Below are 12,279 nucleotides of genomic sequence, written 5' to 3'. Positions count from 1 at the left end.
TGTTTTCGGAAGTCTGATGGAACCACAAGAACCGTCCCCGTGGCCCCGTGCCGCCTATGGCGCCCGTGACCGTTTTACCCTTTGAAGTTTTGGGCTCGTTTTATAAAAGATTGTTCGTCTTCGATGAGGCCACAGACGCCGCATTGAACTTTGATTTCTGGGCCACGGTAAGGGACATGGAAGGGGTCAAGGTTTGCTGTGTATTCTTCCACGACTTCACCACTTTGCGGGTCCATTTTAACGGATTTTGGCACTTGTTCAATAATATTAAATCTGGAACGGTTCGTTTTACAATTAGGACATAAATAAGGACTACTCATTCTTACACCTCCTATTTTTTACTTTCTCCTGTTTGCCGAATTTATATGAGCGTATTTTTTTGTACGAACAGTAGAAGTGATATAATGAAAGAAAGCAAAAAGAGAAAGGAAGAGGGCATATGGAAAATACACATGAAAAAGTCGAAAAAGCAACCTTTGCGGGTGGCTGCTTCTGGTGTATGGTTAAACCATTTGATACATTGCCAGGAATCATTGAAGTTGTATCTGGATATACAGGTGGAACGAAGGAAAACCCTACGTATGAAGAGGTTTGTTCCGATACGACAGGACATTATGAAGCAGTGCAAATTACATATAATCCAGACGTTTTCCCTTATGAGAAAATAGTAGAAACTTTTTGGCAGCAAATTGATCCAACAGATACCGGCGGACAATTTTATGATCGTGGAGACTCATATCGTACAGCTATTTTCTACCACACAGAGGAACAGAAAAAAATTGCTGAGGAATCAAAACAAAAATTAGCCGAAAGTGGAATTTTCTCAAAACCAATCGTGACACCGATTCTTCCTGCGAAGGAATTTTATCGTGCGGAGGAATATCATCAAGACTATTATAAAAAGAAACCTGAACACTATAACCGCTATCGAACAGGCTCTGGTAGGGATAAATTTATCAGAAAACATTGGGCTGCGAAAGAATACGAAGAAGCTAAGAAAAGTCTGACAGATATGCAGTATTATGTGACACAAGAGCAAGGGACTGAGCCACCGTTTCGAAATGAGTTTTGGAACAATTCAAAAGAAGGTATTTATGTTGATATTGTTTCAGGTAAACCGTTATTTAGTTCGTTGGACCAATATGATGCAGGCTGTGGCTGGCCAAGTTTTACAAAGGCAATTGATACAAAGGAAATCGTCGAAGAGCTAGATACGTCACATGGTATGATTCGCACTGAAGTGAGAAGTAATACAGCTGACTCCCATTTAGGGCATTTATTTTATGATGGACCAGGTCCAACACGGATGCGTTTTTGTATAAACTCTGCAGCACTTCGTTTCATTCCAAAAGAGGATTTAGAAAAAGAAGGCTATGGGGAATATGTGAAACTTTTCAATTAAATTGGTGTATATACAACTTTTGTGATAAAATAACTATTTTAAAATTTGTTGGTTGACTATGGTAATCTGCAGTGATATGATGAAATAGACCATTTTGTTGCGTTATATAAGTTTAAAGAAAAGAAAGAACGTTAATTTCGGCTATTCTTCTGAAGTTATATGTGAATTTGTTTTAGATTTATGTAAGTGTACAATGGTTAATTTTTCAAATGCACAATTGGTTTGTGTGTTCATTTTAGGAGGCATATTTCATGCAAAATGGTAAAGTAAAATGGTTTAACAGCGAAAAAGGATTCGGTTTCATCGAAGTTCAAGGTGGAGACGATGTTTTCGTACACTTCTCAGCAATCCAAGGCGAAGGTTTTAAAACTTTAGAAGAAGGTCAAGAAGTTTCTTTCGAAATCGTTGAAGGTAACCGTGGACCTCAAGCATCTAACGTAGTTAAATTATAATTTAACATATAAATGAGAGCGGAAAGCAGTCCTACAGATGTAGGGCTGCTTTTTTATGTAGTTTTGTAAGAATGAGAGACTGGGCACTTTTGCCTATTGTGACACACGCTTGGATGGAAAATCCATGAATGTAAGTACGATAAGGATGGTTTAGCATAGTAGGGTTAAAAGTGCCTGAGGTTTTGCCACGAGGAGGATTTAGAGGTACAAGCTGGAATGAAAATTAATGGAGACTGTACCTCATTCGTACCCATATTTTCAAGAAAGCTTCTCTTTTACCAACTCGATAAAATTTTTAGCCGGTGTTGAGACATAATGATGCTCAAGCCAAATGACTCCTAAAGAAGAGATCAAGTTGGCATCTTTAATCGGTGCGGAGTATAGGTTGCTGTCACCATAGACATCCAAAACAGACGTAGGCACAATTGTTGCGCCCATCCCTCCTTTCACCATTTCCATGAGAACATGCATATCTGAGCACTCTGCAATACGTTTAAAATGAAGCTTTTCCCTTGAAAATGCCTCATGAATAATATTATAGCTACCTAAGCCTTCCGTACTTGGAATAATGAGTGGTATGTTTGAAATCTCTTCTAGTGACATTATGTCTGTTTCCTTGTTGTTCACAAACACAAAAGGTTCACTAATAAGATGCTGATAAACGAAACCTCGATGTTCAAGTGGGAGGCGTACAAATGCCATTTCAATCGCTCTTGATTTTACCATCTCTGCTAGATAAAATGAGTCATTTTGAACAACTTTCAACGTTACAAGCGGATATTTTTTATGGAAGGATTGAAGCATATCCGAAAACCCAGAAACAGATAAAGTGTTAATCCCCACTGCAAGTACACCTTTTGTCCCTTCTTCCGTTTCCTGTATTTCATTTTTAATTTCTTCTACACTGTTCACAAGACGCAATGCTCTTTGATAGAGTATCTCACCTTTGTCGGTTAACTCCATTTTCTTGCCATTACGCTCAAATAATTTGACATCGAGCTCTTCTTCTAATTGTTTTAGTTGCATGCTAAGTGGAGGTTGAGACATGTGTAACCGGGTTGCCGCGGCCGTTATATTCTTCTCCTCAGCAATCGCTATAAAATATTTTAGTTGTTTAATATCCATCATTTTCACCTGCTATACAAAAAAAGTATGGTTTCTATATGAATTATATATTTTTCATATGCATGAAGTCCATGTTATGATTAATATCGTTTTGATGCGAACGTTAGAAAGGTGATTTTCATGGAACGATTTTTTAAATTACATCAACATGGTACAACGATCGGAAAAGAATTATCAGCGGGATTGATTTCATATATAACGGTTGTTTACATTATTATTGTTAATGCCACTATATTGGCAGTAGCGGGTATTCCAATGGAGGCAGGAATCATTGCAACAATCTTAACTAGTTTTCTAGGATGTGTCATCCTCGGATTATGGAGTAATACTCCGATTTTGCTCATTCCTGGTATGGGTCTTAATGCAATGTTCACATACACAATTGTACAATCTGGAGGATTTTCGTGGCAGGAAGCTTTAGCAATGGTTTTTGTTGCAGGCCTAATCTTTGTGATTATTGCTTTTACACCATTAGCAAAAGTAATTACGTCCTCAATCCCGAACTCTTTAAAAGAAGCAATTACGATAGGCATCGGTATTCTGTTGATTTTAATCGGGTTTGACAATGCAGGGATTATTACCAGCTCTGAACATACATTACTTGCAATTGGAGACTTAAGTAGTCCAACTGTAATTGTCACGTTCATCGGATTGATCTTCACAGTCTTATTATTTATTAAAAATGTACCTGGTAACCTGTTATTAAGTATTTTATTTACATCCGTCTTATCAATTTTGTTTGGTGGGGCATCTTTTGAGGGAATGACTTTATCAACACCAGATTTCCAAGAATACCTAGGGGTATTTGGCCATTTATCATGGGCACAAGCGGGAAATATTGTTTTCTGGTTAACGTCGATTTCGTTAGCGATGGTGCTCGTGTTTGAAAATATTGGCTTGATTCATGGACATACGAACATGTTAAAGCGTCCGGAAAGTAGTAAAAAATCACTTCAAGCTACTGCGGTTTCCGTTTTATCTTCGGGCATTTTTGGAACGAGTCCAACAGTTGCATCTGTTGAATCAGCTGCGGGGATTACAGCTGGAGGAAGAACAGGGTTAACAAGCATTGTGACAGGCATTATGTTTCTTGTGTCAATCCTATTTATCCCTGTAATTAAAATGGTTCCAGCTAGCGCGGTTTCACCAATACTCATCTTAATCGGAGTTTTAATGCTACAAAATATTGTAAACATTTCGATGGATGATTTTACAGAGAGCTTTCCAGCACTGTTAATTATTGTGTTGATTCCATTAACATACAGTATTGCGGACGGCATGGCAATCGGCTTTATTTTATACCCTGTCATGAAGTTGTTGATGGGGAAAGGAAAGGAAATTCATCCAGCACTGTATATGATTGCAATTTTGTTTATTAGTAATTTTGTGATTCAATATGTGTTTTAAGAAAGCAGTCCAATAAGGGCTGCTTTTATTGTTATGTGGCGAAATTCACACTAAAACATACCATTTTCATTCGGAGAATCTTCTGGGATAGGTTGTCCAATATCCCATAATTCAACAATTAGGTCATTTTCGAAACGAAAGATATGGACAACGGCAGCACCACGATCATCAGGATTTTGTTTTATATGGGAGTACACGGAAACCATGTCTCCTTCCTGAATGGCAAGCTTCACTTCAAAAACTTTGTGAGGGTTTTGGGCTGCGTTTTCTTCCATTGCTAGCATGAGACTTTCTGCATCACCACGGAAAAAGGGGTTGTGATGTGCAAAATTAGGTCCTGAGAATTTGTTATATGCTTCGCGAACCTTTCCTGATGCAACAAGATTTAAAAATGACACCGCCTTCTCTTTACGTGTAAGGTTCGATGTATATTGCTGTTCCTCGCTCATTTTAATCCTCCTTTTACTAAGTCCTTTGAAGTGTAATGAATATAGAATTGTAAGTCAAATGCAAGAATCCATAGATAACGCAAAGTTTCGAAAGTTTGAATACAATTCCATCTTTTTTCCATAATGATGAAGGTGTTGCAAGTTTTAGCTAGAAATTATAAATGTACGAAAAATTTTTGAAAATGTAGGTGGATAACATGGGACGGTTAATTCATTTTGAAGTACATGTAGATGACATGGAGCGAGCAAAAAAGTTTTATGGGGAAGTATTTGGTTGGCAATTTGAAGATTGGAGTGATTATGCAGGAATGCCCTATTTCGGTGCTGTAACAGGCGATGAAAAAGAACCTGGTGTAAATGGAGCATTGATGCAAAGACAGAGTCCTCCTCCTGGTGCAAATCAACCTTTGAATGGTTATGCTTGTACAATGGGTGTGGGGGATTACGATTCAACCGAAGAAAAAATTTTGGCTAATGGTGGTAAAGTAGCAATGCCGAAATATGCACTTCCTGGCATGGCTTGGCAAGGCTACTATATAGATACGGAAGGAAATATATTTGGAATTCATCAACCTGATGAGAATGCGAAATAGGTTTTAATAGATATTTCAAGTAATAAAGCCTTTTGCCTAATAAGGGTGAAAGGCTTATTATTGTGATATGTATTTGTTTATCGATGCTGATCGAAAAGAATTCGATTGCCGTCTGGATCTTCTACTACAAAATGTGCAGGTCCTTCACCTGTTTCTTCTGCTTCATTCAGCATAGCAATTCCTTTTTCTTTTAGCTGCTTTTGAATATCGCGAACGTCTGTAAACGAATCTAGGTTTTGTGCGTTTTGGTCCCATCCAGGGTTGAAAGTGAGAATATTTTTATCAAACATCCCTTGGAATAACCCAATAACCGTATTTCCATTCTTTAAAATAAGCCAATTTTGATTGATGTCTCCACCCAACATCTGAAAACCTAGGTTCTCGTAAAATTCCTTTGATTTGTGAATGTCTTTTACATTTAAACTTACAGAAAATGCACCTAGTTCCATTTTTTCCCTCCTTTGATCGATTAATTTAACTATAAAGGAGTATTTAGAAGTTCACAAGATTAACAAGGAAAAAGTATAGAAACCGTTAGATAAAAATGATGAAGCAAAGCAAGTCGCCGAACATATTGGAAAAGTACATGTTGATGTGGGTAATACAGTATGTAAGGTTCCACTTGCGACTGAATACATTAAAAAAGCAGAAGTAAAAAATAGAGTAGGTATGAAAAGTAACACTTGTATTTGTTAATGGCCCAGTTGGGTCAACACAAATAACTTTATTAAAATTGAAGGTGGAAATGATGGGACAGATAAAGACGATTGAAGCAGTTGATCAATATATTTTGAAATTACCAGAGGATATTCAAAACATTACAGCTTCCTTAAGAAAAATCATACTAGAAGCTTCTCCAAAGTTAGTAGAGGAATATAAATGGTCGATGCCTAATTACACCTATAAAGGATTAGTGTGCTATCTTCAGGCCTCTAAAAAACATGTGAATCTCGGTTTCCATAGAGGTGTTGAACTCAAAGAACTTGATACAAATCAACTATTACAAGGTACAGGTAAAGGGATGAGACATTTTCGGATTAAGAAAATGGACGAAATACAGCACGATGTTTTTATTGAATTCATTAAGGCAGCGATCGAATTGAATGAGAAGTAAAGTGTTAGGGAAAACACCGGCACGCTTAAATATATTAATGTTTTAACTGAGGGGGTTATCCTATGGATTTTGATGTTATTATCGTTGGAGCTGGGTCGATGGGGATGGCAGCAGGCTACTACTTAGCCAAGCAAGGTAAGCAGGTATTATTAATCGATTCTCACAATCCTCCACATTCAGAAGGCTCACATCATGGAGAAACAAGAATTATTCGCCATGCCTATGGAGAAGGGGAGAGTTATGTCAAGATGGCACTTCGAGCACAGGTGTTATGGAATGAGCTTCAAGAGCTTTCAGAGGAAGAAATTTTTATTAATACTGGGGTAATTAATATTGGTCCACTCCATTCTACGTTTATTCAAAATGTAATCAGTAGTGCAGAAAAATATTCGTTAAATGTGAAACGTATAACTGCTGAAGAAATCCAGCAAAGATGGCCAGGGTTTAGTGTTCCTGAAGGTTACATAGGCTGTTATGAACGAGATTCAGGCGTTTTAATGAGTGAGAACTGTATAAGTGCTTATAAAACGGAGGCGATAAAGCAGGGAGCCATTCTGAAACCAAATTCACCTGTTACATCCATCGATGTTTTTGAGGACTATGTACAGGTAAAAACAGAAAAAGACAGTTATACGGCTAAGTCACTGATTTTTACTCCAGGAGCAGGTTCAAGAAAACTTCTACCGTTACTTGGATTAGAATTGCCCTTACAAGAAGTTAGAAAAACATTTTCATGGTTTGACACAGATGAGGAAATCTATCGTACTGACAGTTTCCCAGCTTTTGCATTTGAATTCTCTACAGAAACGTTCTACGGTTTTCCTAGTATTAAAGAAGCAGGTGTTAAAATTGGGCGGCATGATGGGGGCCAACCAAGAGATATGGACAGGCCGAATGAACCATTTGGAACATATGAAGATGATATCAAGGATGTAAGTCGTTTTGCAGAGCGCTATATTCATAAGGTTGGGCAGCACAGAATGGGGAAGGTATGTACCTATACGAACACACCTGATGAGGATTTTATCATTGATAAACATCCTAATCATGACCACGTTGTTATTGCTTGTGGCTTCTCTGGTCACGGGTTTAAGTTTAGTAGTGTAGTAGGAGAAATTTTAAGTGAACTAGTCACTGGAGACGGTCAAACTATGTTTGATATTACTCCTTTTTCTCTCAAGCGATTTGAAAAAATACAGTAATTTGCAATAATAGAAGGCAGTCCTCTGGGGCTGCCTTTTTGAATGGATTTTGGGACATTGAGTCTGTCCCCCTGACCAATTTGTGTTCTGAAGTCTAAATTTTTTATAAATTCAAGCAATATGATTGACAGTTACATTCTTCTCTTATTAATATTATGTTATAAATACGAAGAAATATAAAACGTAATATAACTGATATTGGACATGGGGAGTGAGGAGTTTGAAGCTTAGAGCAAAAAGAAGTGAACTAGTCGAGGTTGCAAAGGGGAATATTTCTGCCGATTTATATATTAAAGGCGGTACGGTAATTAATGTGTATTCTGGTGAATTTTTAAAGCTGAATGTGGCTGTGTATAAGGATAGCATCGCGTATGTCGGAGAAAGTGAAGCGATGGTTGGCGAACATACAAAGGTTATAGATGCTGAAGGTAAGTATGTTTCTCCTGGGTTTATTGAAGCACATTCTCATCCATGGGTGGTTTACAATCCGATAAGCATCACGAGCAAGGTAATCCCATTAGGAACTACTACATCTGTTAATGATAATCTATTTTTCTATTTACATATGGGGGCAAAAGGCTTCAAGAAGATGGTTCATGACTTAAAATCGTTGCCTGGAAATTTCCTCTGGCTTGTAAGACTTGTATCACAGGCGGATTATCCAGGAGAACGTGAATGGTATAACCATCAGGATATTCAAGAGCTACTTGGGATGGAGGAAGTGGTTGGCTCAGCTGAAGTAACGCGTTGGCCGCTACTTTATAACGGTGACCCCTTTTTACTAGAAACAATGGATTATGTGAAAGACATTGGAAAGGTTTCTGACGGCCATACATCCGGCTGCTCCTATGAAAAATTAAATGCGATTGTTGCATCAGGTGTGACTGCATGCCATGAAGCAATTACGGCGAAGGAGGCCTTAGATCGCCTTCGATTAGGAATGTGGACAACATTGCGGAACAGCTCACTCCGACCAGACCTTGAAGAAGTCATTAAAATGATTACCGAAGGAAATGTTAACACAAGCCGTATTGTGATGACAACAGACGGGCCACACCCTGGCTTTATTGAAAGGGAAGGATTTGTTGATGGACTTGTTCGCCAAGCAGTTGAACTCGGAGTACCAGTGATGGATGCGATTCAAATGGTGACAATCAATGCAGCAACTTATCTTCGCTTAGAAGATTATATCGGAGGGATTGCTCCAGGGAGAAAGGCAGACATTCTCTTGCTACCAGACTTAGTGGATTTCCGCCCGGACCTAGTCGTTACAAGCGGAGAAATCGTGGCAGAAAATGGACAATTATTGGCATCAATGCCGGAAATCGACTGGAAGCAATATGTCGTCCGTGAAGCATTCGAATTCCCGAAATCAGTTCTTGAAAATCCAGAACTCTATCAATATCCACATCCAGATGAAAATGAGGCATTACCAGTTTCTTATTTTAAAAGTAATGTAATTACTGCAAGGAAGGACACAATTATCCCATCTGTAAATGGTTTTGCCGATCTCTCAGGTCATGAAGGACTCATGTATTCAGCTTTGATTGACCGTAGAGGGAATTGGGTGAGCAGAGCTATCTTAGAAAGATTTGCTATTACACTAGATGGAATGGCATCAACGTACAACACAACGACGGAATTACTAGTTGTTGGAAGAAACCCCCAAGCGATGGCAAAAGCAGCAGCAAGGGTACATGAAATCGGTGGAGGGATCGTCATTGTCGACGGTGACAGCATCATTCTTGAAATACCATTACCGCTTACTGGGATGATGACAACAAATCCATCATTTGACAAAGCAGTAGAATACCATGATGAATTGCTGAAGACTTTGCAAGAACGGGGATTCCCATTCCATGATATTCTGTACACATTGTTATTCCTAACTTGTGACTTCTTGCCAGGATTACGATTGGTGCCGTATGGGTTATATGAAGTGAAGAAGGATGCGATTTTGTTGAAGGCGGAAGCATTTGGGACTGGGGTTACGAAGTAGTATATATTTTTAAAGAAAAACCTACAATCGCTGAAAATATCAGTGGTTGTAGGTTTCTTTGTTCTTGGGTAAAAGTATTCCCAAAGCGGGTTGAGGTTACTTTTTGTGAAACTCCTCAGCCAAAAACTTCAGCAAAGCCCTCACCGCAAAGGATTGGTACCTATCCTTTTTCGTAATGACAACAAGTTCCCACATTGGTGGTGATTCAAGGGGAATGATTTGAATTTGAGATTCATCCATTTTTGTATGAATAGATTTTGGTAAAAGGGTGATTCCGAGTTGTGCGATGACTAGTTCCGTAATCAAATCCCATTGTGAACTTACGTACGCGATTTTTGGTGAAAAGCCTGCATTTTGACAGTGTTGGATGATTAAATTATGTAAGGCAAACTCTTGATTAAAAAGGATAAACGATTCATGTTCCAATTGTTCTAGTTTGGCAGTTTTCGTACTAGATAAATTGTGTGTAGGATGGGTGTAAAGCATGAATTCCTCTTTGATAAACGGGTGAATAGTAAATTTATTGTAATCCGTTGGGTTGACTACAATCCCAACGTCAACTTGCCCCTCATCTACTAAATGTTCAATCCGTTTCGCACCATGTTCAATTAATTCTAAGGAAACTTGTGCATGACGGTTTCCCAATTTTTGAGCAATGGTTGGAAAAAAGAGTGTTCCAATTAAGGGGGGTATCCCAATTTTAATAGTCCCAGTCGGTAGGTTCATCAAGTCATCTAATAAAGTATGAAGTTCATTTGTCGCACCTAGTATTTTAGATGCTTGCTTATACACGATTTCACCAGCATCCGTCAATATCAACTTTCGAGTGGAGCGCTCAAAAAGTTCAACCTTAAGGTCCGTTTCTAATTTTTTGATGGACTTACTTAATGTTGGTTGCGAAACAAAGGTATTAACCGCTGCTTTTGTAAAACTTCCATGGTCTACAACTTCCATAAAGTAACGTAAATCTTTTAACTCCATTGTGACCTCCCACTATTCCGATTCGTAATAAAGTTTATTCTCATTATTCATTTTACGGATAAATCGGACTGTTGTAAAATTTTAGTAAGAAGATATTGAAAATTTAGAAACGAATAGAGGTAGGGGACAAATTGTCTCATTAAATATAAGGAGGGGTAGTAATTGAAAACAATCTTTACAAGCTTTGAAGAAGCTGTAAACGGTATCAAAGATGGAATGACTCTGATGGTAGGGGGATTCGGTCTCGTTGGAATTCCAGAAAATTTGATACTTGGTCTACGTAAAACGAACGTAAAAGAGTTAACTGTGATTTCAAATAACTGTGGAGTTGATGATTGGGGACTAGGAATTCTGTTACAAAATAAACAAATTAAAAAGATGATTTCGTCTTATGTAGGGGAAAACAAGGAGTTTGAAAGACAGGTGTTGAGCGGTGAATTAGAGGTGCAACTCGTACCACAAGGATCATTAGCGGAGAAAATTCGTGCTGGTGGAGCGGGGATTCCTGCCTTTTACACGCCGGCAGGAGTCGGAACGCCTATTGCTGAAGGACGTGAAACGAGAGATTTTAATGGAAAAGAATATTTGTTAGAAGAAGGATTAACGGCTGATTTTAGTTTAGTGAAAGCATGGAAAGCGGATAAACACGGTAATTTAGTTTATCGAAAGACAGCACAAAACTTTAATCCAATGATGGCAGCTGCCGGAAGATATACAATTGCTGAGGTCGAGGAAATAGTGGAGGTTGGTGAACTCGACCCTAACGAAATTCACACACCGAGTATCTATGTTCAAGGGCTTATTGTAGGAAAGCATGAAAAACGTATTGAGCGTCTGACTGTTAGAGATTAAGGGAGGTTAAACAATGTCAAATAATGTGAGAGTGCAGATTGCACAAAGGGCAGAGCAGGAAATTCAAGACGGAAATTATGTGAATCTGGGAATCGGAATGCCAACGATGGTGGCAAATTATATCTCTGACAAGAAACATGTGGTTTTACAATCGGAAAACGGCTTATTGGGAATTGGTCCATATCCTAGGAAAGAAGTAGTTGATCCAGACCTTATCAATGCGGGAAAAGAAACTGTTACAGCGATAAAAGGTGCTAGCTTTTTTAACAGTGCCGAATCTTTTGCGATGATTCGTGGGGGCCATATTGACATTGCTATTCTTGGTGGGATGGAAGTCGCTCAGAATGGAGATTTAGCCAACTGGATGATTCCCGGAAAGATGATTAAAGGCATGGGTGGTGCGATGGACTTAGTTCACGGTGCCAAAAAGACGATTGTCATCATGGAGCATGTCAATAAACATGGTCAACCAAAAATTCTAAAAAAATGTAGCTTGCCACTTACAGGTCAAAAAGTAGTGAATCGAATTATAACAGATAGAGCTGTAATAGATGTTACAGAGAATGGCTTAAGATTAGTTGAGGTAGCCAAGGGCTACAGCATTCAAGATGTTGTTGAATCGACCGAAGCTGAATTGAATGTTTCTAATAATGTGGTGCTTGAGGCGTATTAGAGCAAACAGTATCATGTTACACGTTAAAAA

At 38.5% G+C, this 12,279-nt stretch carries 14 protein-coding genes; 9 read left to right on the top strand and 5 right to left on the bottom strand.

The features are described 5' to 3' along the window. Nucleotides 1–74 precede the first annotated feature (74 nt). A complete protein-coding gene (locus BTHG_RS20310) occupies nucleotides 75–320 on the bottom strand; it encodes a hypothetical protein (RefSeq protein WP_010283809.1) in 246 nt (81 codons plus the stop codon). A 119-nt stretch (nucleotides 321–439) separates the two neighbouring features. Between BTHG_RS20310 and msrA the strand changes: the two genes are divergently transcribed. Both msrA and cspD read left to right on the top strand, forming a co-directional pair. Next, nucleotides 440–1,402 carry a peptide-methionine (S)-S-oxide reductase MsrA gene (gene msrA, locus BTHG_RS20305; protein ID WP_010283807.1) on the top strand — a complete coding sequence of 321 codons (963 nt, stop codon included), beginning with the start codon at nucleotides 440–442 and terminating at the stop codon, nucleotides 1,400–1,402. Between the two features lie 251 nt (nucleotides 1,403–1,653). Further along, nucleotides 1,654–1,854, top strand: coding sequence for a cold-shock protein CspD (cspD, locus tag BTHG_RS20300; protein WP_010283803.1), 201 nt, complete (start codon nucleotides 1,654–1,656; stop codon nucleotides 1,852–1,854). A 258-nt stretch (nucleotides 1,855–2,112) separates the two neighbouring features. Here cspD and BTHG_RS20295 read toward each other — a convergent pair whose 3' ends face one another. After that, on the bottom strand, nucleotides 2,113–2,979 hold the full coding sequence (locus BTHG_RS20295; RefSeq protein WP_010283800.1) for a LysR family transcriptional regulator: 867 nt from the start codon (nucleotides 2,977–2,979) through the stop codon (nucleotides 2,113–2,115). Between the two features lie 120 nt (nucleotides 2,980–3,099). Between BTHG_RS20295 and BTHG_RS20290 the strand changes: the two genes are divergently transcribed. After that, entirely contained in the window at nucleotides 3,100–4,386 is a 1,287-nt protein-coding gene (locus tag BTHG_RS20290; RefSeq protein ID WP_010283798.1) for an NCS2 family permease, read from the top strand. Nucleotides 4,387–4,436: 50 nt separating this feature from the next. Here BTHG_RS20290 and BTHG_RS20285 read toward each other — a convergent pair whose 3' ends face one another. Continuing rightward, the gene (locus BTHG_RS20285; protein WP_010283795.1) at nucleotides 4,437–4,835 is read right to left on the bottom strand and encodes a nuclear transport factor 2 family protein; all 399 of its coding nucleotides are present in this window, start codon (nucleotides 4,833–4,835) and stop codon (nucleotides 4,437–4,439) included. 197 nt (nucleotides 4,836–5,032) lie between these two features. Here BTHG_RS20285 and BTHG_RS20280 point away from each other — a divergent pair, with 197 nt between their 5' ends. Beyond that, a complete protein-coding gene (locus tag BTHG_RS20280) occupies nucleotides 5,033–5,428 on the top strand; it encodes a VOC family protein (protein ID WP_010283793.1) in 396 nt (131 codons plus the stop codon). A 77-nt stretch (nucleotides 5,429–5,505) separates the two neighbouring features. Here BTHG_RS20280 and BTHG_RS20275 read toward each other — a convergent pair whose 3' ends face one another. Beyond that, nucleotides 5,506–5,877, bottom strand: coding sequence for a VOC family protein (locus tag BTHG_RS20275; protein ID WP_010283790.1), 372 nt, complete (start codon nucleotides 5,875–5,877; stop codon nucleotides 5,506–5,508). Nucleotides 5,878–6,176: 299 nt separating this feature from the next. On the opposite strand from BTHG_RS20275, the gene BTHG_RS20270 reads away from it, so the two are divergent. The 3 genes from BTHG_RS20270 to BTHG_RS20255 all read left to right on the top strand — a co-directional run bounded on the left by BTHG_RS20270 (nucleotide 6,177) and on the right by BTHG_RS20255 (nucleotide 9,743). Then, complete coding sequence (locus BTHG_RS20270) at nucleotides 6,177–6,542, top strand: DUF1801 domain-containing protein (protein WP_010283787.1); 366 nt, start codon at nucleotides 6,177–6,179, stop codon at nucleotides 6,540–6,542. A gap of 62 nt (nucleotides 6,543–6,604) precedes the next feature. Beyond that, on the top strand, nucleotides 6,605–7,744 hold the full coding sequence (gene solA, locus BTHG_RS20265; protein WP_010283785.1) for an N-methyl-L-tryptophan oxidase: 1,140 nt from the start codon (nucleotides 6,605–6,607) through the stop codon (nucleotides 7,742–7,744). Nucleotides 7,745–7,964: 220 nt separating this feature from the next. Further along, a complete protein-coding gene (locus tag BTHG_RS20255; RefSeq protein ID WP_010283783.1) occupies nucleotides 7,965–9,743 on the top strand; it encodes an adenine deaminase C-terminal domain-containing protein in 1,779 nt (592 codons plus the stop codon). A gap of 96 nt (nucleotides 9,744–9,839) precedes the next feature. Here BTHG_RS20255 and BTHG_RS20250 read toward each other — a convergent pair whose 3' ends face one another. Further along, nucleotides 9,840–10,724: a LysR family transcriptional regulator gene (locus BTHG_RS20250; RefSeq protein ID WP_010283780.1), complete on the bottom strand. Its 885-nt coding sequence runs from the start codon at nucleotides 10,722–10,724 to the stop codon at nucleotides 9,840–9,842. Nucleotides 10,725–10,886: 162 nt separating this feature from the next. On the opposite strand from BTHG_RS20250, the gene BTHG_RS20245 reads away from it, so the two are divergent. Further along, on the top strand, nucleotides 10,887–11,576 hold the full coding sequence (locus BTHG_RS20245) for a CoA transferase subunit A (protein WP_010283778.1): 690 nt from the start codon (nucleotides 10,887–10,889) through the stop codon (nucleotides 11,574–11,576). Between the two features lie 13 nt (nucleotides 11,577–11,589). Next, nucleotides 11,590–12,249, top strand: a complete 660-nt coding sequence (locus BTHG_RS20240; protein WP_010283776.1) for a 3-oxoacid CoA-transferase subunit B — start codon at nucleotides 11,590–11,592, stop codon at nucleotides 12,247–12,249. The last annotated feature ends 30 nt before the right edge of the window (nucleotides 12,250–12,279 follow it).

The organism is Bacillus timonensis, from assembly GCF_000285535.1.
Taxonomy (GTDB): Bacteria; Bacillota; Bacilli; order Bacillales; family Bacillaceae_L; genus Ferdinandcohnia; species Ferdinandcohnia timonensis.
The sequence above is the reverse complement of the archived record's forward strand: the minus strand, read 5'-3'. Positions and strand labels throughout refer to the sequence as shown.

Coding starts and splice junctions, on each gene's coding strand:
- BTHG_RS20310 (WP_010283809.1), bottom strand. CDS start 320: ATGAGTAGTCCTTATTTATGTCCTAATTGTAAAACGAACCGTTCCAGA.
- msrA (WP_010283807.1), top strand. CDS start 440: ATGGAAAATACACATGAAAAAGTCGAAAAAGCAACCTTTGCGGGTGGC.
- cspD (WP_010283803.1), top strand. CDS start 1,654: ATGCAAAATGGTAAAGTAAAATGGTTTAACAGCGAAAAAGGATTCGGT.
- BTHG_RS20295 (WP_010283800.1), bottom strand. CDS start 2,979: ATGGATATTAAACAACTAAAATATTTTATAGCGATTGCTGAGGAGAAG.
- BTHG_RS20290 (WP_010283798.1), top strand. CDS start 3,100: ATGGAACGATTTTTTAAATTACATCAACATGGTACAACGATCGGAAAA.
- BTHG_RS20285 (WP_010283795.1), bottom strand. CDS start 4,835: ATGAGCGAGGAACAGCAATATACATCGAACCTTACACGTAAAGAGAAG.
- BTHG_RS20280 (WP_010283793.1), top strand. CDS start 5,033: ATGGGACGGTTAATTCATTTTGAAGTACATGTAGATGACATGGAGCGA.
- BTHG_RS20275 (WP_010283790.1), bottom strand. CDS start 5,877: ATGGAACTAGGTGCATTTTCTGTAAGTTTAAATGTAAAAGACATTCAC.
- BTHG_RS20270 (WP_010283787.1), top strand. CDS start 6,177: ATGGGACAGATAAAGACGATTGAAGCAGTTGATCAATATATTTTGAAA.
- solA (WP_010283785.1), top strand. CDS start 6,605: ATGGATTTTGATGTTATTATCGTTGGAGCTGGGTCGATGGGGATGGCA.
- BTHG_RS20250 (WP_010283780.1), bottom strand. CDS start 10,724: ATGGAGTTAAAAGATTTACGTTACTTTATGGAAGTTGTAGACCATGGA.
- BTHG_RS20240 (WP_010283776.1), top strand. CDS start 11,590: ATGTCAAATAATGTGAGAGTGCAGATTGCACAAAGGGCAGAGCAGGAA.